The sequence below is a fragment of the Taibaiella helva genome (genome assembly GCF_003545695.1).
Classification (GTDB): domain Bacteria; phylum Bacteroidota; class Bacteroidia; order Chitinophagales; family Chitinophagaceae; genus Taibaiella; species Taibaiella helva.
Map to the genome: position 1 here is coordinate 275,728 of NZ_QUZZ01000007.1, position 25,377 is coordinate 301,104.

Below are 25,377 nucleotides of genomic sequence, written 5' to 3' on the forward strand. Positions count from 1 at the left end.
TCAATCCGGCTACCACTCGTTTTGCCTGGTTAATGGAACATCCAGAACAGGCTCAGCTGGATCACACTGTTCTTAAAGTCGGGGCTGATATCGCGTCCGGAAAAGTCACCGGCTTTTGAAAGCCCGGCCAGGTAACGTGCGCCAAAGCCGAAGCCTGCTCCCGATTGGTATCCCATGCCCATACCTGCCGAAAGGTCCAGGTTGCGGGTGAAGCTGCTGAAGCTTTGCTCCGGTATCCTTTCAGAAGAGCGATAACCAAACTGCGGACCGATCTCGAGGTAAAATCCCCCGGAAGCCTTCAGCTTCAGCATTACGGGCAAGGTAATGTATTGCGTTCTGAGGGTCTCACTTTTCCCGTTCGTGGTTACTTTAGCGCCCTGTGTAGAGAACAGCACTTCCGGCTGCAGCGACAGCACGCGCCCGAAGCCGAAGCTGAGCATACCTCCCAGGTGATAGCCGACCAGCGCTTTGGACTGCATATTGCCGCCGGCATAGCCGCTGATGTTCATTCCGCCCTTGGCGCCCAGACCGAAGGATTGCGCCCTGGCGCCCGCAGCGGCACATGCTATTAATAACAATGTTGCTGTTGTTTGCTTCATCATGTGTATTGCCGGAAGACAGTCCGGCGCCCGATCAGACAGTTAACATGCAGGTACGGTGCTGCAAGACAGCGTGGCACAGCCCGGTAAAAATAGGCGAAGCATGTCGGCGCCTGCCAGTTATTATACGGAGTGGTACAATTATTCTACCAAGCCGCCTGATGAGCGGCATACCACGGATATTAACGCTGTCCGGTCCCTGAAGAACAGGCGCTGACCTGCAGGGATGACGCCTGTTTTAAGAGCGCAAAGAGTGCTAGCATTCCAGGCATTGGTGTCCTCCTGCGGGTATGGTGCGACAGGTGTATTGGTGCCAGTAAGAAGCATGGTTACAGGTAAGGTCGGGATGGCGGGCAACTGGCTGAGCAGTAGTCGTAGGATTTAGCCGTTTGCCCGGGGCGCGTTGCTGCAGTGTCAGGACAAAGTCCTTATTCAGGGGGGCATTGCTTTTCTGATGATGAGGTCAGGGTAAAGATAATGCCGCATGCTGCATTTTTCCTGCAGTAAGGCTATGTAACTTGCATAAAACCAAACCCAAAAAAATGAAAAAGAAAACCATGAATGCCCGGCTATCTTTGCGCAAGAAGACCATTATGATCCTAAGCGACGACCAGGGAGGAAGCGTAATGGGCGGTGTAACCAATACGGAAGCGCTGTCGGCCTGCCAGACGAATTGCGATGCCTGTACCGGCACGCCTGTAGGCACTATCAAGCAGACCTGTAACCAGAATACCTGCATTATCTCCTGCGCGGGTACCTGCTTTAGCGGTATGCCTGGTTGCGTTTGTTAAAGAAGGCTTACATTTCCCCGGGAGGCTGTTCGATCACTTTCCGGGGAAATGATGTTCCCTATCTCTGATCTTGTCCATACAAGCCATACCCATGAATAAAAAGAATCCTGGCCCCCGCCCTAAGCTGATCCTGCTTAAAAAGCACATCCATGCACTGGAACGGCCACTTCAGGCCGCTGTTGTGGCCGGTAACAAGGCAACCGGCGGTTCGGATAACAGCAATACTACCGTATGCGCCCATTGGCCACCACGGGCTGCCGATAACACGGTATGCCAGGAATGGCCGGTATAGTTGTAAGCTCTGCTATTTTTTATCGTTACACTCGCGGAGACACATTGTTTTTTCCATCGTTGTATTTGTAGCGAAATGCAATATCCCTGCCTGCAAACAAAGGCGTTGTGCATCTGTTATGCCTGGCAGGGTGTGATGGACACAATCTCCGTCAGGCCAGCGCCTCCGCTGCCTTTTTGATCTTATGCAAAGTGGCGAGCCAATAAAAGGCCAGGTGCTTTTCTATGGTCTCTGTAGGGAAATTGGACAGCGTTAAAGTGAGCAAGGTATCTTCCCCGTCCGGTTCCAGTATAAAATCAAGCAGGGTATAATGCTCAGGCAGGTCGGGCAGGCGCGACAAGGAGCTAAGCTGGCTGTATTGCAGGCGCCGGGAGGGTTCGTAGCAGAGTAAGGTGCCCCTGTTTTCAAAGCGGATATGATGCCGCCCCCTGATGATAAAGGGTGTTCCTACCTCCCAGCTGGTATCGACCTCCAGCTGCATTTCCGGATCGCCCATCCATTGCAGCATAAGCATAGGTTCTGTCAGCAGCCGCCACACCTGTTGCGGCGCGGCTTTGATCAGGATCGGTTTTTCTACGGTATTCATTGAGGTAGGTATTGCTATGTTTGGGACAAGATAATGTTAGGATACCTGGCCGGTCTTCTGCGCGGCGATAAGAAGCATCATAGGCCGGCGCAGCTCCTCTTTCATCGCTGCATTGCTGCGCAGCTCCGGCGCGGGCTGTGGCTCGACAAGCTTACAGATGGCGAAGCCGGCTTCAAGCAGATCGTTGATATAGGTGGTCAGGGTACGATGGTATTTTGTGATGCGTTTACCCAGGAAAACGGCATCCCTTCTGCCTTCCGTATAATAGTTGTCTACAGGCCAGTAAAGCGGCCGGCCTTCCTGGTCCAGTATCCATTGCTGGGGGCCCTGCGCTGTAAAGACCGGGTGTTCGACCGAGAATACGAAATGTGCTGCGGGCGCAGTCCAGCGCGCTACCTTACGGCAGATCGCAGCGAAAGATTCCAGGTAGTGAAAGGCAAGCGAGCTGAGCACGATATCGAAAGCAGCATCGGCAAATTCAACTTCCCCGAGAGACGCCTGCCGGTAAACGATATTGTTCAGCCCGTTCTTTCCCTGCGCTACAGCGAGCATTTTTTCAGAAAGGTCGACACCGGTTACCGAAAGGGCGCCCTGCTCTGCTGCATAACGGCAGTGCCAGCCGAAGCCGCAGCCCAGATCGAGCACCCGTTTGCCTTTGAAAGATGGAAGCATCTCGCGAAACCGGTACCATTCACCGGCGCCCTCAAGGCCTTTTACCGAGCGGTCCATATGGCTGTATTGAAGGAAGAAGTCCGGATCGTCGTAAGGGTTCTCTTTCATCTGCGTTATTGGTTTATGGAAGGCGTAAAGGTATTTCAAATTCCAAATTCAAAATTCCAAATACCAACTTTCAAGGTACAAGTACCAAATACCAATTTCCAAGACCAGTTTGCAGTTCCCAATACCCAATACCCAATACCCAATACCCAATACCCAATACTTACAATAGCTTACATGTCCTTCTTTCGCCCAAATTTCTAATGTCTAACATCTAACATCTCTTTTTACGATAATTCACCTGCTTTATTTATGAATTATAGATCGATTGTATAAATTATCAGCCTGGGGTGATTAGCAGGATTTTATGGCACTTGTTTTGAACTGCGAAACTCAAGAAACAGTTTAAAACATGAAACTTCTATCCTACATCATTACCGGGGCTGCTCTCTGCTTCTCCCTGGTTCAAACTGCCCAGGCACAATTCAGCATTAACGAAACATTCCGTAACAGTACCATCAGCAGCGGGATCACGCTCGGTGGCAATGCCTACCTTACTTCCGGCGCCGGCGATCCGCAGGGCCAGGGCTGGCTGCGGCTTACAGGCGACAGCAACTACCAGGCGGGCTATGCTGTGATCCAGCAGGCTTTTCCTTCGGCGATGGGCGTGCTCGTCGATTTCGAGTATGTTACCTGGAGCCGGCCCGGTGCGGGCAATGGCGCCGATGGTATCTCGCTTTTCCTTTTCGACGCTGCACAGTCAGAGTCGTTTCATGCCGGTGGCTACGGCGGTTCACTGGGCTATTCCAAGCGTACCGAGGCGGCTGGCCTCAGCGGTGGCTACCTGGGGCTCGGGCTCGACGAGTTCGGCAACTATTCCAATCCTACGGAAGGCAGGGTAGGCGGACCGGGATTCACTAAAAATGCAGTGGCATTGAGAGGCCCTGCGCCGGACTACGCTTACCTCTCGGGCAACCAGGTGATCTCCGATGATTCCGGCAATGGCGACAATGGGGGTATCGATTATAATACCACAACGGCTACAAGGCCCACGGCGAGCCAGTTTTACCGCAGGGTACAGATCAGCCTGGAGCCTTATAATGGTACCTACAGGGTAACCGTCAAATGGAAAAAGCATGCTTCTGATCCGTTTACTACTTTATTCGGGCCGGTAACCATGACCAGCCTTCCACCGGCGATGCTGAAGCTCGGCCTGGCCTCCTCAACCGGCGCTCAGCACAATTTTCACGAGATCAGGAACCTGATCATTACTACTCCCGGCAATATCTCTGTCGACAAACAGGGGCCGGAATACATCGACCTGAACGGCGGCCGTAACAACCTGAGCTATGATATTACAGTAAGCAATGGCTCTACTGTAGCTTTGAATGATATCCAGGTAAGGGACCTTCTGCCCGCAGGATATGCGCTGAGCGTGGATACCGGCATCAGCATCGAAAATTATGGCAACCCTGCCAATACGGTAAACAATCTTAACATCAGCAACGGTGTATTGAGCGGTACAGCAAGCATTGCGGCCAACTCGGAAGTAACCCTGCACCTCAGGGGCGTAATCAATGGGCTGACTGTAGGACAATCGATACGCAATACGGTGCGCATCAGCTCGGCTTCGATACAGGACCAGGATACAACGAACAATGTAGATACGGTGTACACGCTGGTACAGGCTCCTTTGCCGGTTACCTTATCTTCTTTTACCGCCAGTCCTGCAGGTAGTGATGTGCTGTTGTCCTGGGTTACCGCTATGGAGATCAATAACGATCATTTCGAGATCGAGCGTAGTGCTGATGGCAAGCAATTCCAGACCGTGGGCCATGTAAAAGGCAGCGGCGACACCAAAGAGCTGCATCATTATGAGCTGCGCGATGCCGGAGCGATGGAGCAACCGGTAAGCGCGCTGTATTACCGCCTGAAGCAGGTAGACCGCGATGGCCGCAGCGAATACAGCGTGGTGCGCCAGGTAAGCCTGCAGCATGAAGAAGGTGTTGTGCTCTATCCTGTGCCTTTTAATGAGGTATTGAATCTCCGCGTACGGTCGGCAGCAGCGGCCGAGGCTTCTGTAGCGATCTACAGCATCGACGGCCGCCAACTGGTACGTCAGGCAGTAACTTTGCAGAAAGGATACAACGAGATCGCGCTGAAATCCGGAGCAGCCTGGCCTGCAGGTATGTATACTGTTGAATATACAACACAGGGACAGGTGTACCGGTACAAGGTCGCGAAGTAAATCATAAGGCTGTGTGGAAACAGAAAACCTGGCTGCTCCGGAAAGGAGCAGCCAGGTTTTTCAATGCTCGTTTACTTCCGGTCTTTGTGTATCAGTCGCTGTATTTATCTTAAGAGGTGCTGCTCTACAACGACCCTTACCAGCTCGGCGGTGTTCTTCACTTCCAGCTTCTGAAGCAGGCTGAAGCGATGTGTTTCCACGGTGCGGATGCTGATGCCCAGCTGCAGGGCAATGTCCTGGCTCGAAAGCCCGTTCATAATGAGCCCCATGATTTCCTTTTCTTTATGGGTAAGCAAAGAAGCTGTTTTCTCTGATTTTTTCTTTTTACGCAGAATGCCGGTCAGCAATTGCTTCTTCAGCGTTTCTTCGAGGAACAGCTCGCCGTAAAAAACGCTGGTTACGGCCTGTAGCAGGAGGTTATGATCGGTGTTGCTTTTAAGCAGGTAGCCGGCACAGCCGATCTGCATCATCTCCTCGATATGATAGCTCTCTTCCCGCGCCGAAAGGATAATGATCTTCACCGCCGGGTGGCGTTTCATCACTTCCAGGGCCAAAGCTTTGCCGGTATAGTCGGGGAGCTGCAGGTCCAGCAACAGCACATCGGGCGTACCTGATGCAAGTCCTTCAAGAAGATCGTGGCCATTGGCATAAGCGCCGCATAGCTGTATCTGCTCGCCTGCGGCCAGTACATTGCGTAATCCTTCTCTTACCAGGTGATGATCGTCGGCGATCGCTACTTTAATAGGCATATGGTTTATCCTTTTGTATCCGTTCCCGGATTGATGTTATTTGTTATACCAGCGTTCATGTCTCCGGTGAATTCCAGGTAACAGCTGGTGCCTCCCGGCCCGCTTTCTACCGAGAAGGTGCCTTTGAGCCGGCCGATCCTTTCCCGGAGGCCCGCAAGGCCTGCACCGCTTTGCTGTACGTCGAAGCCGCGGCCATCGTCTTCGACGGAAACGCAGAGCAGATCGGGCGCATAGTTCAGCTGTACCAGGATATACCGCGCTGCGGCATGTTTCAGGGCGTTCTGGACCAGCTCCTGTACGATGCGGAACAAGGGCAGGGCATAGTCTATCGTTACCGGCGCATCCATGCCATACGCCCTGAATTCGATATCGGCGTCGGTACCATGGCTTACCTTATTGCAGAAGTCGCCGATCATCCCGGGCAGGTCGTTGTTACCTGCCATTACCGGCATCAGGTTGTGCGCGGTCTGACGCAGGTCCTGCATGGCTTCCTCGAGGTAACGAAGGCTCCGCTTAATATCTTCCGGCTGCGGTGTGGGACGGCTGAGCGCCGTGCTCAGGTTGAGCTTTACGGCCAGCAGCTGGCTGGCAACGCCATCGTGCAGCTCCTGTGCAATGCGGCCGCGCTCCTGCTCTTCGCCTTCTACCAGGGCCTTAAGCCGTACCAGCTCCATCTGTCCCTGCTGCGCTTTACGCCGGTGCCGGTAGCCTTTCCGTATGCTGAATAACAGTGCTGCCAGCAGCAGCGTGCAGCAGGCAATGCCCGCAATCCAGAAGTTCTTTTCCCTGAGTGATGCCTGCTGGCGGTTAAGGGAGAGCGATTGCTCAGCCAGCTGCTTGTCTTTTTCGGCTACCCTGGAACGCACTTCCAGTTGGTTGATGTTCTGTATCTTGGTTGCGCTGGTGATGCTGTCGTTGATGCTGCGTTCGATTTCCCGGTGCGCATAGGCCTGCTCCCATTTGCCCTGTGCCCCGAAAGCCCTGGCCAGGAGGCCGTTCGCATTGCCGATATATTGCGCCGCGCCTATCCGCTCTGCTATTGCCAGGGCCTCGCTGCCATACTGTACCGCCAGCGCGGGCTTATTCTTTTCCAGGTAAATATCACCCAGCAGGAGATAAGGGAATATCCGCGACATATAAGGATTGGTGTTGCCGGATAAGCTCAGAGCCTTGTCGAGGCTGGCAATGGCTTCATCATACTTTCCTTTTTTCCGGCCGATCTCTGCCATGCTCAAGTGAGCGACCTGTTCCACGAAAACGTTGTTGCGGGCGGAACTGAGCAATATTCCTTTGCGGAAAGCGGCTTCGGCCTGCTCCAGTTGCCCCAGCCCCGAATAGGCATTGCCGAAGTTGACATACAGCTGTGCGAGGTTGTTGGTATCCTTATGCGCTATAGCCAGGGCTTCTCCTTTCTTCAGATAATATATGCCTTTGTCCTGCTGCCCCAGGTATTGCAGCACGGAGCCTATAGAATTATAAATACTGATCTTTAAAGAAAACAAGCCACTATCGGCCGGTTGCTGCTGAAGCAGGTACAGTGCTCTGCAGCTGCAATCGATTGCCTTGTCATAATCGCCCTGGTATGAAGCAAGAATACCTCTTTGCTCGTACCATAAGGCCAGCAGCCGGTTGCTGCGGCCGGGCTCTGCGCTCCTGTAGCAATAGGGATAGCCCGCTCTGAAAAGGGAATCGCTTTCCCGGTAGGCGCCCCTGGTCATAGCATAGATCGCGTGTGCGATAAAGGCATTACCAATCCCGTATCCGAAACCTTTCGCCCTGCTGAGCAGCATCATGCTGTCCACAATAGCCCTGGCGGAATCCATTCGCGTATACTCAAATTTCTGCGAGCGTTCGAGCTCACCGATAATATAGGCGCTGTCTTCCCCGCTTACCTTGAGGCTGCCTGCCTCCCCGGACAAAAAGGACACCTGGGCGCCTGCCGGTAGCCCCGACAAGCCCGCCCAGATGATGATGAACAACCATCGCATATCCCGCATACCTGAAAACATGACGAATATAAGGTTTTGAAAAACGGTTAAGATACGTAGTAATACGGAGTTATGCTAGCGGCGGCACTTAGGGGTATGTACGGAGATTTCGGGAAGCTGCTGCAAGTATTTTTATCCTGTCCCGGGTGATCCGGATTGCTAATCCTCTAATGCATATGAAGAACCAATACTACTTTATCATTTTAATGTTGCTGCTCATGCCTGGATGGGTGCAGGCGCAGAAGGAGAACAATGTTTGGGCATTCGGCCACGGCGCCGGCCTCGATTTCAACGGCGGCGCCCCGGCACTGATCGGTACGGGTATGCAAACCGATGCGGGCTGCGCTTCTGTATCCGACCACAACGGCATGCTTCTCTTCTATACCAATGGCGATACCGTATGGGACAGGACCCATGCGCCGATGCTGAACGGTACCGGCCTGATTACCGCTTCCAACTTTCAGAATGTGGTGGTTGTCCCCTTTGTCAATGACACCAACCGGTATTATATCTTCCACCTGACCTGCACCGATACTGCCGGGTCGCTGTATTATTCTGTAGTGGACAGGACGCTGAACGGTGGTCTGGGCGGGATCGTTACCGGGCAAAAGAACCAGCTGCTATGGGATGGTAACGCCCGCGGAGGTTTGGGCAGCGGCATGACAACGGTGGCCGGCGACCATTGCAATATCTGGCTCATCAATCATATTGCCGGTCTTCCGACCAATAACAATAACCGCTTCGTGGTTCATGAAATTGATGTGAATGGCATCGGCGCCAACCCGGTGATTTCCCAGTCGGGAGCCTATACCGGCTCCAGCGCTTACCTGGCCGGGGTGCTAAAGATCGCTCCTGACCGGCGAAAGCTGGCCAGCACTACCTTTACGATCGGTTCCTGGAACGGTGTAACGCAGGATTACTCTGCGCTGGAATGCTATGATTTTGATCCGGCTACCGGCGTCGTCAGTAACGCGGTGACGCTGGATTCTACCGGTGGGTTCTTTCTCAATGTACTCGGCGCCGGCTTTTCTCCTGACGGCTCCAAGCTGTACAGCACGACGCCTTTTCTCCCCTTGATGATATCCAACAGCGGTGGTGTATGGCAATTCGATCTCAGCCTGCCTACGATCGCGGCAATAAGAGCTTCAAAAACCGCAGTGGGCTTCGGTTCCTTTGGCAGCGATGTGGCGACGGGGCCCGATGGTAAAGTGTATGTGAGCCTGGGCTGGTCGTTTATGCCGGTGAATACGATCGACCGCATCGATGCGCCGGATGCGGCCGGGACAGCCTGCGGCTACAATGCGGGTCCGCTTTCACTACCGGCAAATACAACGATAACCGCCTCTTTTCCCAACCCGGTCGTGTACCCGATACAGGACACGCAATCCTTCCGGCACGATACCCTCATCTGCCCGGGAGCGCAGGTGCAGCTGCAGGCGCCGGGAGGCTTCTTTCGCTATTACTGGCAAGGCGAGCGCTCATACGATACCATGATGTCCGTTACTGCGCCCGGCACCTATTGGGTTACTTATGAAAACCATTGCCGGCGGATCACCGATACTTTTCATGTCGGCCTGATCGTGCTGGACGCAGACCTGACTGATACAGCACTATGTCCCGATGCTTTTCCTTTTACGCTGGATGCCGCGGCTGCCAATATTGTAGGAACGCAATACACCTGGCAGGACGGCAGCACAGGACCGGTCTTTTCTGCGCCCGGCCCGGGAAGCTACGCCGTAAGGATGCAATTTGAAGGATGCTATGCTGCCGATACGGTCGAGATAGAAGAGAAACCGGTCCCTGTCTTTAGCCTGGGCGCGGATACGGCTATCTGTGCCGATCAGCCGCTCCTGTTGCGATCACCCTTTGCCGCAGATGCGTACCTGTGGCAGGATGGCAGCACGGAAGCTGGCCTTTCCGCTTCATCGGAAGGTACCTACTGGCTGGCGGCGACAGTGGACGGCTGCACCGGCAGCGATAGTATCCGGGTTGCGGTCAATAATTGCGACTGCAAGGCCTTTGTACCTAATGCCTTTTCTCCCAATGGCGACGGACGCAACGATGTTTACTTACCCCTCGTCGTTTGTGGTACCTATGTCGTTAAATACGAGCTCAGCATCTATAACCGCTGGGGTCAGCGTATATTCTACAGCCATGATGCCGGCAAAGGATGGGACGGTACGTACAACGGACAAATGGCTGATGCCGGCGTTTACTTTTTTACCCTTCAATATGGAGCGGATCAGCACAGGGATCGCTTTCTGAAGAAAGGTGAGCTGACGCTGCTACGGTAGCTCCGGGAATAGGGCGGCTGTAGTCGAAAATTGCCCCGAAAATTGGCTGCATTGTTTTTTTTGTTACCTTTGCGGCCGTTCAGTAGGGTCCGGTAGCTCAGCTGGATAGAGCATCAGCCTTCTAAGCTGAGGGTCATTGGTTCGAATCCAATCCGGATCACAGCGTTGTATACTCCTTTAAAACCCGCCACCAGAGCGGGTTTTGTTGTTTTTAGTACTTTTAGCAATTTGACAAGTCGCTCGTTATGACTCTATTGAGGTTCGAATCTAATTTAGTCGCAACGTTCGCACTTCCCGATTTAAAAGAAAAGTTCTTACTCATTACACAACAATGGAATAAAATTCAAATTGTAGGATAGCGATAGCTTTTTGAATTGCTAACGCAAAGAACTTTGGATAAGAATTCAAGTCTTATATCAGTTTGAACAAACAATAGCTTAAATTTGACACATTTATTGTTTTTGGCTCTGAATCTACATTTAATCTTATTTTGATTCGAAAAAGACGATAACCAAGCAGTGAATCGTTCCCGCGAGGCGCCCTTCCCATGTTTCTAACTAAAGCTAAAAGAAAGGTGTAGTAGAACAAAAATGATTGTAAAGAGGGGATATAGATTTGTTCGGAACCCCGATAGCGGTCTTATCATAAAGCCTTCCATCATGTGGAAGGCTTTATGATAAAGATGATTAAGAATGTTCTTTAGCCGGCAACGCTATGTGCCGGAAAACCGGCCGGGACGCTACATGAAGAATTGCTCGGCAATAATTTTACCGTCCTTCACGGTGTACACGCAAAGTTCTTCCATTTTTTCGCGCTCCCTGCCTTTCATTTTAATATCCATCGTGAGGACAAAAGAGAAGGCATTGCCGGCGACCAGGGGGGCAGAGACGGTAGTGCCGTGCCTGGATTCCACCATAGCGCTGAACTTCTTGTCCTTTTCCTTTAATGCCTTTAGGCCCCTGGTCTCCTTATCAAAGCCGGGCGTTTCGAAAGGCTCGATACTAACGGCATCATCAGCATACAGCTCTGCCTGCGCCTGGCTGAATTCATCTTTGCGGCAATAGTCGGCGAGCCGGTCGGCAATTTGTGCTACAGTCATGGTTCTCGTTTTTTTATGAACAATCAAATTATTAACGTATAGCTTTATGTGCTTTCCTTTTTCAGGCTCCCATCCTAACGGTTAGCCTTAGCGCGCCTGGCAGCTGAGAACCGGGCGATCCTTTCTTCCTGTTCCGATGCCAGCCGGGCTGCTTTATCGGGGCCGAGCACTTCTGTCAGCAGCTCGTCGATCGTTTTGTTCCTGGAACCGGCCAGCAAGGCCTGGTGTTTTTGCTCTGTATCCTTAAGGATATTAATGACGACCTGTTTGTCTTTATGCTCTATGCCCTCATACAGCAGCAGCGTGGGCTTATGCAAAAGCTGGTAGAGCCTGAACAGGAATTTTTCGCCCGCCTTTGTGATCCGTACCAGCTTAGCCCGCTTATCCCCCGGATCCACCCGTTCCGTTACATATCCCAGCTCCTTCAACCGGTTAATAACATCAATGCCCGTGGTTTGTTCTGAGAAATTATATTGGATGATCTGTGTTTTTCTGGCCTCTTTTAAATGGTAGATGGCGTTTAAAAAGTAGAACCATTCCAGCTCAAAGCCGGGTATATCCAGCAAAGCCATCCTGGAATAAGCCGTTTGCATGCTGGCAAGCCGCCCGATCAGCTTGGCAAATACAGTATCCAGGTCGGGCGGCGTAAGTCCGCTGAATAGTTCGCCGTTGCTTTCCCTGGCCAGGAAATGCATGCAGAATTCTGTCGCGGAAGGCGCTGTATGTTTTTGTGCATAGGCTTCCCAGGCTGAGATTAATTTTACAAGTTCACTCATGATTTTTATGCCGAATCCGATATAAATATAGGATAAATTGGAGTAGAATGTTTCTGTTTTCCCTTTTTTACTTACTTTTACATCGAAATTGATGTTTTATATAACACAAAAAGACGGAAACGATATTTAATTATCGGTCGGGATTTAACTTAAAAATGGATAAAATGAATAACCTGACAGCGAGTTACCTCACAAGAGCCGAATTATCGGTATTGATCACCACGCTTATGTATTTCCTCATGAACGGGGCGCAGGTATTTGAAACCCTGGTATTTGTTCCCAGGTGGACAAACGCCCCTCCATCTAATTTCAATCTCCTGCTGGACGGGCACGGCGCCAGTCTGAAAAACTTCTGGATCGTTTTCCATTCCCTGCACGAGATCACTTTTATCCTGGCCATTATTTTTTGCTGGAAAATTGACTTTGCCCGGAATAGCCTGCTGATCCTGTTTGTCATACACTTCGCCGTAAGGGTCTGGACCCTGGCCTATTTTGCCCCTAACATTATCCATTTTCAGAAAATTGCCGGAACACCTTCCCTGTCAGACGAGCTGGTCCGGAGAACAACGCTCTGGCAAACGCTGAATTACGTACGGGTAGGCATTTTTATAGCAGTTTCACTGGGGCTTATTCCTTTAGCATTGAAGCTGTTCCAATTACGGAAATAAATACCCGGTCTTCCCGCTCCGGCCGACAGGCAGAGGATAACCCGCTCCCCGAGCGGGTTATCCCGTTTGACATGGGTTACAAGATACCCGAGGCAATAACTTCGGCCTTTTCCCCGCTTATCCGGATTATTCTGTACTTTCATTAAAACAACAGGCGTCTCCTTAGCTAAACCCAACCTTATCAGAATTGATGCTTCACCTCGCAGGGATAATCATCTCCGTATTTCTTGCTTTGCTGCTTTTTACAAAAAAAGGGAAATCGAAGGCCGATCTTATATTGGCCATATGGCTGGTGCTGATCGCCTGTCACTTATCGGCCTATTACCTGCTGATTTCCGGAGCCTATGCAGCGTTCCCTTATTTCCTGGGCCTTGAAATTCCCATGCCGCTGCTGCACGGTCCCTTTTTATTCTTATATGTGGCCGTATTGACCGGACAGAAGAGCCGAAGGCTACCGGTATTCCTTCATTTTATTCCTGCAGCGGTAGCCTACCTCTTGCTGGCGGGGTTCTACGGATTGCCGCTTGCGCAAAAGGTCTATGTTTACGAGCATCAGGGGCTGGGTTATGAAAAGCTTACAGCGATGATCCGTTTGCCTATAGTACCTTCAGGCTTGCTTTATGTGGGCTGGTCGCTGGTCTTATTGAAGCAGCACCGCAACAATATTGCAAAGCAATTTTCCTATTCGGAGAAGATCAGCCTGAGCTGGTTGGTTTACCTTACATTGGGCATGGCCGCGATCTGGTTGTCAGTGATGTTCGGAGGCGATATCACGACGTTTATCCTGGTCGATCTGTTTGTTTTGTTTATCGGCTACTTCGGTATCAGGCAAACCGGCATCTTCAGCAACCGGGTGACGGATCGCTCTGTAACCGCTATTGATGCGGAGCTGCAGGAAAGCCCGGAGGCAGCACATACTTCCATCGCCGGCAACCCGGCCCCGGAGGGCGAAAAAAACAAATACAGGAAGACGCTCATAGGCGATGAGCTGATGTCGAAGATCCATGGAAACCTCGTGCTGCTGATGCAAACGGAAAAATGCTTTAAAGATCCGGAACTGAACCTGGATGAGCTGGCTGCCCGCCTGGATGTGAGCAGCAATATCTTGTCCCAGGTAATTAATTCCGTGGAGCAGCGTAATTTTTACGATTATATCAACGACCTCCGTATTACAGAATTTAAGCGGATCGCTGTTCTGCCCGAAAACAATAAATTCACGCTTCTTTCCCTGGCTTTTGAAGCAGGGTTCAATTCCAAGACGACCTTCAACCGGAATTTCAGGAAAGCAACCGGCTTGTCTCCCCGGGAATTCTGTCAGCAGGAAAAGATACGTCCGCACGGCCAGGAGTCACTTTAGATAGACCGTATCTCTGTCTGTACTTATGTGGGGGCCGGCGCTTCCAGGCAGACAATAAGGCCCATCCTACCCTTTGAACCTTTCAAAAAGGGTTCATCGGGCCGTTTGGAATGTTTTTAAGGCCTGTAGCAGGTTCCTTTGCATTCAAAAAACGATGGCAAGAAAAATGTTATGGGTCCTGCTGGCGATACTGTCGGTAATGATAGGGCTTTATCCCAGCCTGTTCTTTATGGGTGAAAAGAGGGTGGGCATATTGAAGCTCAAGCCCGCCGAACTTTTTTGAATCCCTTCTGGCAAACGAGCTTTTACATACACATCGCCCTCGGCGGGCTCGCTTTGCTGACCGGCTGGATCCAGTTCAGCCCGAAGATCAGGAACCGGTATACCGCATTCCATCGTACCGTAGGCAAGGTATATGTCATAGCTGTTCTGCTTAGCGCGCTTGCCGGATTTTTCATCGCCTTTTATGCGAGCGGGGGGCCTGCAGCTGCTTTAGGATTTATGAGCCTGGACATTGTCTGGTTTTATACCACTTTAATGGCTTACATCAGCATCAGGAAGGGACATATAATACAGCATCGCAACATGATGATCTATAGCTATGCTTCCTGTTTCGCCGCTGTTACCCTCAGGTTATGGATGCCCGCACTGGTTGCGCTGACCGGTAATTTTCAGACAGCTTATGTTATTGTCGCGTGGTGGTGCTGGCTGCCCAACCTGGCGATAGCGCATTTGCTGACGCGGAAGGAATAGCTCCGGCCGGAGATTCAGGGGGCCTGCCCCGGAAAGGGTCATGCCCGATACCCGCTGCGGCAGATTGTTGGTAGCCGTGTAGCTGTTGCCGGGAAATAAAACTCTTTTTGTATTTTGTCCTGGTAATTAGACGGAGCCTAAAAGGATAAGATAAGTATTATTATTTTGCAGATGCTGCTCATGGGAATGGGTTTTATAAGAAATTAGGAGCAGGGAAGAAGGCGACCGGCATACAATAGACGACAACAGGAGCTTGCCTTTAGGCGGGTGCAGAATATTTTCTGAAGTCAATAACCATTAAAAGATCATGATCACTTATTTGAGGGTAAATGCGGAGCATGCCGGTTTCCGGGAGCTGGTCCATGAGCTGGACGCTTTCCTGGCCGTCATTAACGGGACCGGTAATGATTTTTTCAGCCGGCTCAATCATATCGAACCGCTGAAACAGGTTGTCGTTGCCTGCGAGGGTGGCCGGGCCATAGGTTGCGGGGCGATCAAAGCCTATGATGAGGAAACGATGGAGGTAAAGCGGATGTTTGTGCGGCCGGGAAAAAGAGGGCAGGGAATTGCAGCCGGCGTCCTGGAGGAGCTCGAGCGCTGGTCGCTGGAGCTGGGCTATGGCCGCTGTATCCTCGAAACGGCAGGCGCCCTTACCGATGCGATCCGGCTTTATACCCGGAACCATTACCGGGCCATACCCAATTACGGGCCCTATGAAGATGTAGCGACCAGCGTCTGCTTTGAAAAAAGACTGGTTTGATCCATTTCCCGGAATCACTTCGTGATGCTTTCCAGGTCCAGCTCCATTTGAATGTTGGCGCGTTTATAAGGGGTAGGGCGGCCGGATATTTTCTGGAAGCCGAGCTTGTAATACAGGCTGATGGCCGGTTTCAGCCGGGTGTTGCTTTCCAGGTATATTTTTGACGCGCCCATTTCTTTTGCTGCCTCAACAACCCTGCTGCCAAGCAGCCAGCCGATATTTTTACCCTGTGCTTTGGGCGAGACGGCCATTTTAGCCAGCTCAAAATCATAATCAGGATCGTTCATCCTGATCAGCGCGCAAACGCCTACGGGCTCCTCCCGGTACAGCGCAACGAAAATCTTCCCGCCTTTATCCAGGATGTATTCCCTTGGATGATTCAGCGCTTTGTAATCGGCTTCTTCCATCTCAAAATAAGAAGAGATCCATTCTTCGTTAAGCGACCTGAACGCTTCGCGGTACCGGGGCTGGTAGGCCACGATCCGGACTTCTTTGCTTTCCCGTATTTTTTTCTGCTCCTGTACTCTTTTCAGCAAGGATTTCTGATCAAGCAGAAGCTCCCATTCCGCAATGGCTTCCCAAAGGTTGTGCGTGGCCTCGGCCATAATGCTGTCGATAGCGAGGTCTATATCGGCACATTGCACTTTTATACGCTCAGCCAGGAGCTTTCCTTTGGCAGTCAGGCCCACCACATTCCTGCGCTTATCTGTCGACTTGAGGTTGTCTTTGACCAGGCCGGCTTTTATCATCTCCTTGGTGATCCTGGTGACCGAAGGCTGGGAATGCCCGATCTGCTCTGCTATTTCCGTAATGGTTTGCCCGCCTTCTTCTGAAAGCACAAAGAATACCGGGAACCATTTTGGAGAAAAGGCGACACCGTACAGCTCATAGATCTTCGCTGCATCCTCGGTTACTTTGGATGTTAATAAGCGCAACCTGCTACCCAGCGCTACCTTACCCGTTTTTTCAAAAAAGTCCATAACTATATAATTAATTAAATAACTGGTTATGCAAAAATACAAAATATGCTCTTGTTAATTAACGGTGACATCAAAAAGCAATGGAAAATTTTTCTGATCATCTGTTTCAGCGCTGGTGTTAGTCACGTCTTTTTTACAAATGGCCCATCGGCCTGAACGCAAAAAAATGTACTGTGAAGCGAACCGATCCCTTACCTTTGCGCTGTTTTAATCCAATGATTTATGGCTGATCAGCAATATAAAAGGGGTACGCTCCTGATCCATGCCGGCGTAGAGCCGGATCCGTCTACCGGCGCCATTATGACGCCGATCTATCAGACATCCACTTATGTACAGGCCGCACCCGGCGACCATAAGGGCTATGAATATGCCCGTACGCAAAACCCGACACGGACCGCGCTGCAGAAAGCGCTTGCGGCCATTGAGCATGGTAAGCACGGTCTTTGCTTTGGCAGCGGTATGGCGGCTACCGACGCCATTATGCGCCTGCTGAGCCCCGGCGACGAGGTGGTGGTGTCCAATGATCTCTATGGCGGTACCTATCGCATTTTTACCAAAGTATATGCCAATTACGGGATCAAGTTCCACTTTATTCCCATGAACGAGGCTGCCGGTGTGGAGGCCTATGTAAATGCCAATACGAAAATGATCTGGGTGGAAACGCCCACCAACCCGCTGCTCAATGTGATCGATATCGAAGCCGTGAGCGCTATCGCCAGAAAGCACGGCGCGAAAACGGTTGTGGACAATACTTTCGCTTCGCCTTACCTGCAGAACCCGCTGGACTGGGGCGCCGATATCGTGATCCACTCGGCTACCAAGTACCTGGGCGGACATAGCGATGTGGTGCATGGCTGCATCATCGTGAACGACGATGAAACGGAAGAGAAGCTGCGCTTTATCCAGAACAGCTGCGGCGCCGTGCCTGGCCCGCATGATTGCTGGCTGGTGCTGCGCGGGATCAAGACCCTGCATGTGCGCATGGACCGCCACTGTGAAAACGGTGAGAAGGTTGCCCGCTTCCTGAAGGAGCATCCGAAAGTGGCTAAAGTGCTGTGGGTGGGTTTTGAAGATCACCCCAACCATGCGATCGCGAAGAAGCAGATGCGGGGCTTCGGCGGCATGATCTCCTTTGTGCTGAAAGAAGACAGCATGGATGCTGCCGTTAAAGTGCTGAAGAGCACGAAGCTCTTTGCCCTGGCCGAATCGTTGGGCGGGGTAGAGTCGCTGATCGGTCACCCGGCTTCAATGACGCACGGCTCCATTCCCCGTGAAGAACGCATCAAGAACGGCCTGCCCGATTCACTGATCCGCCTGAGCGTGGGCATCGAAGATGCGGACGACCTGATCGAAGACCTGAAACAGGCTATCGGATAAATAGCATTGCCGCTGCATTACCGCAATAAGCATAAAACCAAAGCAGTCAAGCCCCAGGGCTTGACTGCTTTGGTATACAAGGATTTGTTTTAGTAAAGCATAAACGCCACGCTGCGGCTCTTCCGGCGGCAGCGGTTTTGTCGGCGCTAATAACGGGCTAAAGTCCGCCGTCGCCGGCTTCTCAGGGAGCGGCTGCCCAGCACCTGCCTGTTTCGTAAATGCCAAAGTTGCCGGTCGTAAAGGTATTTGTTTTCATAAGTGTTATCTTTGCCGCACCTTATAAAAAGCTCAATAATAATGCCATATCCCCTTCCTTGGGATTTAATCAGCAACAAATTAATACCCCTGTTAAATAGAATAAAAACTTAATCCTTTTGTAAGAAATGTTGCGGTACATCATAAACAGGCGCGAATCCCGTTTCTTTATTCCCGGAAAGGCGGAGAAGGCCGGTAACAACATTATAAACAGGTAGGCGGTTCAGCGATCATATGCCCTCAATCTATATTTGCAAAGGCTACAGCCTTATTCTCTATATCCTGATCACCCTGGCGGCTTTTGGCCTGCCCGAAACAGCTGCTGCGCAGCAGGTGCGCGACACCAGCAAGACCACATTGATCCGCATCCTGGAAAATGAGTACGGCGAGTTTATCCAGAGCGATTCCGTTTCGGTGCATAAGCTTAAGGGCAACGTAAAGCTGCTGCATGGCTCGGATACACTTTATTGCGACAGCGCTTATTTCTATACCAAGCGTAATAATGTCGAAGCATTCGGCGACGTGGTCATACGGCAGGCAGACGGCACCGAAGCATCGGCCGATTATATGCGCTACAACGGCGCTACCAAAGTGGTGTACATGCGCGCCGATCAGCCCAACCGCGAGGTGCAGCTGTACGATGGGAAGACCAATACTTTATGGTCGCGGGAGATCGATTACAACATGATGACCAAGATTGGCCGTTACAAGCGCAGGGGCTACCTGCAAACGGAAAGCACCAACCTGGAAAGCAATACGGGCGAGTACAATATGCGCAGCAAGGATGCCCGCTTCCGCGGCGATGTGGTGGTCAACGATCCGGAATACCAGGCGGTATCGACCGACCTGGGCTACAATACGGAGACCAGGGTCGCCCGCTTCTTCGGTCCCTCGGTGGTGACCAACGATAAGTCTACACTGCAGACCAGCAAAGGGGTGTACGACACCCGCAACCGCACTTCTCATTTTGTCGACCGCTCTTCTATCCTCAACGAATCGCAGTATATAGAGGCCGATACGTTGGACTATGACCGTAATTCCGGCTTCGGTTTTGCCATCGGCAATGTGATCGCCATAGATACCGGTATGAAGTCGACGCTGTATTGCGGCTATGCGCAGTACAACGAGATCCACCGTACCCTGCTGGCTTACGTGAAGCCGCTCATGAAAAAAATGAACGGCAAAAAAGCGCTGTTTATTAAAGCGGATACTTTCTTCAGCGCGCCTGATCCCCGCTTTGGTAAAAAGATGACGGCGCAGGATAGCCTGCAGCGTACCGCCGACGAGATAAGGTCGGCGGTGGGCGCCGACTCGACTTTGCTTATGAGCGATAGCTTGGGCCAGGAAACGGATAGCCTGGCTGCCGATACCACCGGCGCGGGCAGCTTCGTACCTTCCGGCGATCTTGACGAAGTCTTGAAAGATACAGCAATGCACCAGGCACCGGTCGCCAGGGATACCGCGACGGTCCTTGCTGCTGCAGACAGCGCCGGGAAGACGCCTCCGGCGGTCGATAGCCTGAAACATAAAATGGATGCCATGGTGTACCGGAGGAAAGATGCAGAAACGGGACAGCTGTCGGCAACGGCCGATACCTTATCACCGGGTGAGGAACGCCGTCGCCGGCTCGATTCGGCCAGCCTCAGCTACCACAATACGCCGGAGCCGGTCGATACCTCCGCACCACGCTATTTCCTGGGCTATCATCATGTGCTCATCTATTCCGACTCGCTACAGGGTAAGTGCGACAGCATCCGCTATTCGCAGGTAGATTCGCTGCTGCGCATGTACACTAATCCTTACCTGTGGCCGCAGAACAGCCAGCTGAAGGGCGATATCATTTACCTGCAGATGGATAGCAGCAGGCTGCGCGAGGTGATCGTACCCCGCAATGCGATCATGATTTCGCGTAACGGCCCGGAGAAAGCGGAGATGTTTGACCAGATACAGGGCAATACCATTCATGCTTACCTGAGGGATAACAAGATGGATTCGCTGATCGCGGTACCCAATGCTTCCAGCATCTATTTTATCAAGGATGACGACAGCGCCTATGTCGGCAGCAGTGAAGCCAAGAGCGATAAAATTGAAGTGCACTTTGAGAACGAATCGATACGGCGCATTTACTATCGTGTGGATGTAGAGCAAAAGACCACACCGATGAAAGATGTGATACCCTCGGCCCTGCGGCTGAGCCGGTTTAGCTGGGAAGAAAAGCAGCGGCCCAAGACATTTGAAGAATTCCTGGAAGGAACGACCTTGCCACATGAGCCGAAGCTGCTGTACCCGGGTTCAGAAAAAGCGTTGCCTGCTGAAGATGAGACCGTACCTGAGGTGCCTTCCGATAAACCTGAGCCAACCGGAGAGGCTGCGAAGCCGCCAAAGAAGGAGCCAGAATAAAGCTGCCTGCTTTTTAAAAAGCATCCGGGATCCTCCGGTTGCTGCGCAGACTTCAGGATGACCGTGGTGTGTCTATAACTGAGGTAGATAACGATACTGTCCTGTTCATGCCTCTTTTTGCAGTGCAGCAATCACACCGCGGATAAGACCTTCAGACATCTTATTCTTGTTCTTATCCGAATTCTCCCATCCCTTCGCTGTCTTCTTCAGCGTATATTCTCCTCCGTACATGGTAACGGACAAGGTTTGATCAGATTGGTTGTTTACGGTAAAGAAGAATTCCCGGTTCTCGAAGAAGGCGCTGAGCTTACTCATGGTTTACTGTTTTGCGTGGCAAAAATAAAAAAGGAAAAGCAATTGCCCTCCGGAAATGCCACGGTATAAAGTTTGTATTACAGGCGAAAATGAAATGAGGTGCCGCAAATATGCCTTCTGCTTCCTGCGGAGGCGCACAGCGGCTATCTTCGGGGTTCACAAAATGTATCAAGGATGAAAAAGAAGATCAAAGGCGGCAAGTTGTCGCTCAACAAAAAAGTGATCGGAAATCTTACCGATGCTTCAAAGATCAATGGCGGACTGCGCCAGGTAGCTGACCTTAATGCTGCCGATACCAATAAGCTCACCGGTTGCGGCATGACTTGCTGGTCTTACGGCGACTATTGCTTCCTGTCTGAAAACTGCGCCTGATCAGGTATTAAGTATTGGGTATTGGGTATTGGGTATTGGGTATTGGGTATTGGGTATTGGGTATTGGGTATTGGGTATTGGGTATTGGGTATTGGGTATTGGGTATTGGGTATTGGGTATTGGGTATTGGGTATGGTACCAGATATCTGATACCTGATACTTATAGTCACTTACATCCCGGTCTCTAATATCTAATATCCAGCTTTCTGATATCCAGCCTCTACTCCTCCGGGTGAAAGTATTCATAAACCACCCGGGCTTTCGAGGCGCCGATGGTCATGGTGAGCTCGCGCAGGGTCATTTCTTTTACACGGGCCACGGAGCGATAGGTTTGCAATAAGGTCTGGGCCGTCTTGCTACCGATGCCGGGTATATCTTCCAGCTCATTTTTAATGGTGCCCTTACTGCGTGTATCGCGGTGAAAGGTAATGCCGAAGCGGTGTACTTCGTCGCGGATACGGCGGATGAGCAGCAGGCTTTGCCCGTTGTAGGGTAATTGCAGCGGGTCTTTGTCCCCGGGATAAAAAATGCTTTCTTCCCGCTTGGCCAGGCCCACTACGGTCATCCGGCCGGTAAGCCCCAGCTCTTCGATGCTCTGCATCGCCGCGCCCAGCTGCCCTTTACCACCATCGATGATCACCAGCTGGGGAAAAGGTTGTTCTTCTTCCAGCAGGCGCTTGTAACGGCGCTTGACGATCTCGGCCATAGAAGCAAAGTCATTGATGCCTTCCACCGTTTTGATATGGAAGTGACGGTAGTCTTTCTTTGAAGGCACGCCATCCTTAAAGCAAACCATAGCGGCTACCGGGAAGCTGCCCTGGAAGTTGGAGTTGTCGAAGCACTCGATATGTGCGGGCAGTTCCGTCAGCTGAAGGTCGTCCTGCAGCTGTTCCAATACTTCGCGCCGGTCTTCTTCGGTACGGTCTTTGAGCATCAGCCGGGCCTTTTGCTTTTGTTCCTGCTTAAAGTATTCTGCATTCTTAAAGCTCAGGTCCAGCAGCTTTTTCCGGTCGCCGGCCAGGGGCACCGTTGTCTGCAGGTTTTCCTCTTCCAGCTCCACGGGGAAGGGCAGCACAATCTCTTTGGACGTCGACTGAAATTTAGGCCGGAGGAAGGCCAGGGCAAAGGCCAGCATTTCTTCGGAGCTTTCGTCCAGCTTTTTCTCTATATAGATGCTCTTGCTGTGGATGATCTTGCCTTCGGTCACTACCATATAGTTCACATAGGCATCGTCTTCCTGGGCGATAATGCTGGCCACATCGGTATTGATAAGGTGGCTGCTCACTACGGTCGATTTGCTCTGGTAGCGTTGCAGGGCCTGTATCTTCAGCTTCACCAGCTGCGCTTTTTCAAAGTCGAGGCGGGCCACATGGCCGTTTAGCTCTTCTTTCAACGCATTGAGGATAGGGCCCAGGTTGCCTTTTACCAGCTGGCGTATGTAATCGATGTTGGCTTTGTAGCTTTCTTCGCTCTGGTAGCCCTCGCAGGGGCCGCCGCAATTGCCCAGGTGATATTCCAGGCATACCTTGAACTTGCCGCGTTCGATATTATTGGGCGTCAGGTTGAGGCCGCAGGTACGCAGTGGTATGGTTTCCTTGATCATGCTCAGCAGTTCCTTCACAATGAAGACGCTGGTAAAGGGGCCGATATATTCGGAGCCGTCGCGGATGAGGCGGCGTGTAAGATATACCCTGGGAAAATGCTCTTTGCGGATCACCACATAGGGATAGCTTTTGTCGTCCTTCAGGTCGATGTTGTACATGGGCCGGAAGTGCTTGATCAGCGAGTTCTCCAGCAGGAAGGCGTCATGCTCGTTGTTGGTAATGGTCCATTCGATCGTGTCGATCAGGGAAACCAGCCTGGTGGTTTTGCGGTTGTCGTGTGTTTTTACGAAATAAGAGGTAACCCGCTTGCGCAGGTCTTTCGCTTTGCCCACATACAGAATCTTTTTATCGGCGCCGTAATAACGGTAAATGCCCGGTGCATGGGGCAGGGTAGGCGCGATGTCCTGTTGAAATTTTTCTCTCGTCATGCCTCTGGTAGTACAGCTAACAAAGATAAGCCAAACAAATTTGGCGGGCAGGTGTTGAAGCATTAGCCCTCTGTCTCCCTAATTTTAAGCCTTAAATCGATATGACCAATGAAGATCACCGAAGCTATAGCCCAGCATTTGCTGGACGTCCATTATGGAGAAAACTGGACCGATGTCTGGATCCGCAGTGCGCTGGAAGATGTCACCCTGGCTGAAGCCACGCAGATCACCGCTGCCTCGCCTAATACTATCGCCGCTTTGCTGCATCATATTACGTTCTATAATAACGTTATCCTTGCCCGGCTGCAGGGCGTCGATCCCTACATCGGCGACCCCAATGGCTTTGATGTGCCGGTCCTGGAAGGGCAGGCCGGCTGGGAAAAGCAGAAGTCGGACAACCTGCTCTCAGCGCAGCGGCTGGCCGATGCGATACGGAAAGTGCCCGATGAAGTGCTGGAGCGCCCCATTTTAAAGGAGAAGGCTTCCTCTTCTTATTACCGGCAGCTGCACGGTGTGATCGAACATGCGCACTACCACCTGGGGCAGATCGTGCTGCTGAAAAAGCTGCTCCGGAATAGCTGATCTGCTTAAGGAAAAATATATTCCCGCAGCGATGCCGCGCCGCTGCGGGAAATAAAATATTAGCTGTATGCGTAGTCGCTCAGGTAGTCGAAGTAGCTGCTGAGGCGGCCGCCGGTGCATATCGTGGCCCGGTCGAGGATGAGGCTCTGCTCTTTCATCAGCTCGGGTAGTATGTATTTGATGATGTGCTCGCCGAAATGCTGGGAGGCATCGCGGGGCAGCTCGTTGGGCAGGTTGTCCACAGCCATCACATCGATTGTATTGTCAGTGGTCTGGAACGGCACTACCTTTGCCAGGCTTTGTCTATCGATGCCGTACACCGGGTCGGCGATGGTGGAAGCGCCCACATTGATCGGCACGGAGCCGTCTTCGTCGCAGGTAACATCCGAGATCACGTTCATACGGAAAGAAGGATCTTTCACATCCTGTTTCTCAAACAGGCGGGGAATGGATTTGTCCCAGTAGATACCATTCATCAGAATATCGGCTGCCCTGGTAAACGGCAGGAACTTACAGCGGTAGGCCTCGGGATGATGGTGGAAATCTTCGCGGGAATAGGCCCCGGTATTTTTGTTTTCGTAGAGGTTGGCTCCTTTCAGCAAGGTATACACCGGGTAATCGTATTCCTTGACCAGGAAGTCTTCCGGCTCCACGCTTTCGATATCCCAGTGGTGCATGATCTCCAGCAGGCCTGCTGTTACGCGGCCCGAGCCCGTTACCGCGATCTTAACCGGGGGCAGCTTTACATAGCGGTATTGCTGCAGCATTTCCTGCATATCGTGGCAGGCATGCGCCGGTATCAGTGAGAATTTGCGCGTCTTCTTACCATAGGTCATGAGGCCATTGTGTGCGCCCACGACACCGGCAAAGAAGCCAAAGCCCAGGATACGCGCGCCGTCGTCGTAGGTCAGCGCCTCATAATCGATCATGCGAATCTTCTTGTCGATGAGCGCATGCATCAGCTTCTGGTTATAAGGTTGTTTCTTTTTGGTATGAGAGAAGAAGAAATAAGTTTTGCCGGGGATCAGCTTATCTGCCGGCACCTCTTTAATGCCCAGGAGCACATCGCAATCGCCCAGGTCTTTCTGTAGGGTAATGCCAGCGCTGGTATAATCCTCATCGGGAAAGCAGCGGTTGGGTGAAGGTTCTACTACCAATTGTACCCCCGGAAAAAGCTGGAGCACATCGGCACATTGCCGGGGGCTGAGGGCCACCCGGGTATCGGGTGGGGTCTTGCCTTCCCTGATCAGACCTATCTTTATCATAAACGTTGTTTTGAGCCAGCGCAAAGGTAGGGTATCGGGGCCTAAGGCGCTGAAGAAAAGCACATTTAATAATTTAAAGAAGGCTGTTTGAAAATTAAAAAGGAAGGAGTACCTTTGCGTCC

Annotated in this window: 24 protein-coding genes and 1 tRNA gene; 14 read left to right on the forward strand and 11 right to left on the reverse strand. The window is 51.7% G+C overall.

What is annotated here, in order from left to right; translation table 11 throughout:
- Window positions 1-29: 29 nt before the first annotated feature.
- A complete protein-coding gene (locus tag DZC79_RS13170; RefSeq protein WP_198666881.1) occupies window positions 30-578 on the reverse strand; it encodes a porin family protein in 549 nt (182 codons plus the stop codon).
- Between the two features lie 563 nt (window positions 579-1,141).
- Between DZC79_RS13170 and DZC79_RS13175 the strand changes: the two genes are divergently transcribed.
- Entirely contained in the window at window positions 1,142-1,390 is a 249-nt protein-coding gene (locus DZC79_RS13175) for a class I lanthipeptide (protein WP_157977128.1), read from the forward strand.
- Between the two features lie 91 nt (window positions 1,391-1,481).
- Complete coding sequence (locus tag DZC79_RS13180; protein ID WP_118952058.1) at window positions 1,482-1,682, forward strand: hypothetical protein; 201 nt, start codon at window positions 1,482-1,484, stop codon at window positions 1,680-1,682.
- A gap of 151 nt (window positions 1,683-1,833) precedes the next feature.
- Here the strand turns inward: DZC79_RS13180 and DZC79_RS13185 are convergent, their stop codons facing one another.
- Together DZC79_RS13185 and DZC79_RS13190 are read right to left on the reverse strand one after the other, a co-directional pair.
- On the reverse strand, window positions 1,834-2,268 hold the full coding sequence (locus tag DZC79_RS13185) for an SRPBCC family protein (protein ID WP_118952059.1): 435 nt from the start codon (window positions 2,266-2,268) through the stop codon (window positions 1,834-1,836).
- Window positions 2,269-2,304: 36 nt separating this feature from the next.
- Window positions 2,305-3,048, reverse strand: coding sequence for a class I SAM-dependent methyltransferase (locus DZC79_RS13190; RefSeq protein WP_118952060.1), 744 nt, complete (start codon window positions 3,046-3,048; stop codon window positions 2,305-2,307).
- A gap of 349 nt (window positions 3,049-3,397) precedes the next feature.
- On the opposite strand from DZC79_RS13190, the gene DZC79_RS13195 reads away from it, so the two are divergent.
- Entirely contained in the window at window positions 3,398-5,233 is a 1,836-nt protein-coding gene (locus DZC79_RS13195) for a T9SS type A sorting domain-containing protein (RefSeq protein ID WP_118952061.1), read from the forward strand.
- A 104-nt stretch (window positions 5,234-5,337) separates the two neighbouring features.
- Here the strand turns inward: DZC79_RS13195 and DZC79_RS13200 are convergent, their stop codons facing one another.
- Both DZC79_RS13200 and DZC79_RS13205 read right to left on the reverse strand, forming a co-directional pair.
- Window positions 5,338-5,982 (reverse strand): response regulator, encoded by a 645-nt coding sequence (locus DZC79_RS13200; RefSeq protein WP_118952062.1) that lies wholly within the window; start codon window positions 5,980-5,982, stop codon window positions 5,338-5,340.
- 5 nt (window positions 5,983-5,987) lie between these two features.
- Complete coding sequence (locus DZC79_RS13205; RefSeq protein ID WP_118952063.1) at window positions 5,988-7,991, reverse strand: tetratricopeptide repeat-containing sensor histidine kinase; 2,004 nt, start codon at window positions 7,989-7,991, stop codon at window positions 5,988-5,990.
- A 155-nt stretch (window positions 7,992-8,146) separates the two neighbouring features.
- Between DZC79_RS13205 and DZC79_RS13210 the strand changes: the two genes are divergently transcribed.
- Both DZC79_RS13210 and DZC79_RS13215 read left to right on the forward strand, forming a co-directional pair.
- A complete protein-coding gene (locus DZC79_RS13210; protein WP_157977129.1) occupies window positions 8,147-10,264 on the forward strand; it encodes a gliding motility-associated C-terminal domain-containing protein in 2,118 nt (705 codons plus the stop codon).
- An 86-nt stretch (window positions 10,265-10,350) separates the two neighbouring features.
- Window positions 10,351-10,424: transfer RNA gene (locus DZC79_RS13215), tRNA-Arg, on the forward strand.
- Window positions 10,425-11,003: 579 nt separating this feature from the next.
- Here the strand turns inward: DZC79_RS13215 and DZC79_RS13220 are convergent.
- Window positions 11,004-11,363 carry a SnoaL-like domain-containing protein gene (locus tag DZC79_RS13220; RefSeq protein ID WP_118952065.1) on the reverse strand — a complete coding sequence of 120 codons (360 nt, stop codon included), beginning with the start codon at window positions 11,361-11,363 and terminating at the stop codon, window positions 11,004-11,006.
- Between the two features lie 74 nt (window positions 11,364-11,437).
- Complete coding sequence (locus DZC79_RS13225) at window positions 11,438-12,139, reverse strand: MarR family winged helix-turn-helix transcriptional regulator (protein WP_118952066.1); 702 nt, start codon at window positions 12,137-12,139, stop codon at window positions 11,438-11,440.
- Window positions 12,140-12,303: 164 nt separating this feature from the next.
- Here DZC79_RS13225 and DZC79_RS13230 point away from each other — a divergent pair, with 164 nt between their 5' ends.
- The 5 genes from DZC79_RS13230 (at window position 12,304) to DZC79_RS13245 (ending at window position 15,677) form a co-directional block, all read left to right on the forward strand.
- Window positions 12,304-12,807, forward strand: a complete 504-nt coding sequence (locus DZC79_RS13230) for a transposase (protein ID WP_118952107.1) — start codon at window positions 12,304-12,306, stop codon at window positions 12,805-12,807.
- A gap of 232 nt (window positions 12,808-13,039) precedes the next feature.
- Entirely contained in the window at window positions 13,040-14,164 is a 1,125-nt protein-coding gene (locus DZC79_RS13235; protein ID WP_198666882.1) for a helix-turn-helix domain-containing protein, read from the forward strand.
- Window positions 14,165-14,318: 154 nt separating this feature from the next.
- On the forward strand, window positions 14,319-14,447 hold the full coding sequence (locus DZC79_RS21735) for a hypothetical protein (RefSeq protein WP_262607306.1): 129 nt from the start codon (window positions 14,319-14,321) through the stop codon (window positions 14,445-14,447).
- Window positions 14,444-14,917 carry a DUF2306 domain-containing protein gene (locus DZC79_RS13240; protein ID WP_198666883.1) on the forward strand — a complete coding sequence of 158 codons (474 nt, stop codon included), beginning with the start codon at window positions 14,444-14,446 and terminating at the stop codon, window positions 14,915-14,917. Before DZC79_RS21735 ends, DZC79_RS13240 begins: the two co-directional genes overlap by 4 nt.
- A gap of 307 nt (window positions 14,918-15,224) precedes the next feature.
- Complete coding sequence (locus tag DZC79_RS13245; RefSeq protein WP_118952068.1) at window positions 15,225-15,677, forward strand: GNAT family N-acetyltransferase; 453 nt, start codon at window positions 15,225-15,227, stop codon at window positions 15,675-15,677.
- A 14-nt stretch (window positions 15,678-15,691) separates the two neighbouring features.
- Here DZC79_RS13245 and DZC79_RS13250 read toward each other — a convergent pair whose 3' ends face one another.
- A complete protein-coding gene (locus tag DZC79_RS13250) occupies window positions 15,692-16,657 on the reverse strand; it encodes a bifunctional helix-turn-helix transcriptional regulator/GNAT family N-acetyltransferase (protein WP_118952069.1) in 966 nt (321 codons plus the stop codon).
- 222 nt (window positions 16,658-16,879) lie between these two features.
- Here DZC79_RS13250 and DZC79_RS13255 point away from each other — a divergent pair, with 222 nt between their 5' ends.
- Together DZC79_RS13255 and DZC79_RS13260 are read left to right on the forward strand one after the other, a co-directional pair.
- A complete protein-coding gene (locus DZC79_RS13255; protein ID WP_118952070.1) occupies window positions 16,880-18,034 on the forward strand; it encodes a cystathionine gamma-synthase in 1,155 nt (384 codons plus the stop codon).
- 489 nt (window positions 18,035-18,523) lie between these two features.
- Window positions 18,524-20,689 (forward strand): OstA-like protein, encoded by a 2,166-nt coding sequence (locus DZC79_RS13260; protein WP_118952071.1) that lies wholly within the window; start codon window positions 18,524-18,526, stop codon window positions 20,687-20,689.
- Window positions 20,690-20,794: 105 nt separating this feature from the next.
- On the opposite strand, the gene DZC79_RS13265 is transcribed toward DZC79_RS13260, so the two are convergent.
- Window positions 20,795-21,004, reverse strand: coding sequence for a hypothetical protein (locus DZC79_RS13265; protein ID WP_118952072.1), 210 nt, complete (start codon window positions 21,002-21,004; stop codon window positions 20,795-20,797).
- Window positions 21,005-21,178: 174 nt separating this feature from the next.
- Here DZC79_RS13265 and DZC79_RS13275 point away from each other — a divergent pair, with 174 nt between their 5' ends.
- Window positions 21,179-21,376 (forward strand): class I lanthipeptide, encoded by a 198-nt coding sequence (locus DZC79_RS13275; RefSeq protein WP_118952074.1) that lies wholly within the window; start codon window positions 21,179-21,181, stop codon window positions 21,374-21,376.
- A gap of 220 nt (window positions 21,377-21,596) precedes the next feature.
- Here the strand turns inward: DZC79_RS13275 and uvrC are convergent, their stop codons facing one another.
- Window positions 21,597-23,408: an excinuclease ABC subunit UvrC gene (uvrC, locus tag DZC79_RS13280; protein ID WP_118952075.1), complete on the reverse strand. Its 1,812-nt coding sequence runs from the start codon at window positions 23,406-23,408 to the stop codon at window positions 21,597-21,599.
- Between the two features lie 108 nt (window positions 23,409-23,516).
- On the opposite strand from uvrC, the gene DZC79_RS13285 reads away from it, so the two are divergent.
- Complete coding sequence (locus tag DZC79_RS13285; RefSeq protein WP_118952076.1) at window positions 23,517-23,990, forward strand: DinB family protein; 474 nt, start codon at window positions 23,517-23,519, stop codon at window positions 23,988-23,990.
- A 59-nt stretch (window positions 23,991-24,049) separates the two neighbouring features.
- On the opposite strand, the gene DZC79_RS13290 is transcribed toward DZC79_RS13285, so the two are convergent.
- Window positions 24,050-25,255, reverse strand: a complete 1,206-nt coding sequence (locus DZC79_RS13290; RefSeq protein WP_118952077.1) for an NAD(P)-dependent oxidoreductase — start codon at window positions 25,253-25,255, stop codon at window positions 24,050-24,052.
- Window positions 25,256-25,377: the final 122 nt, after the last annotated feature.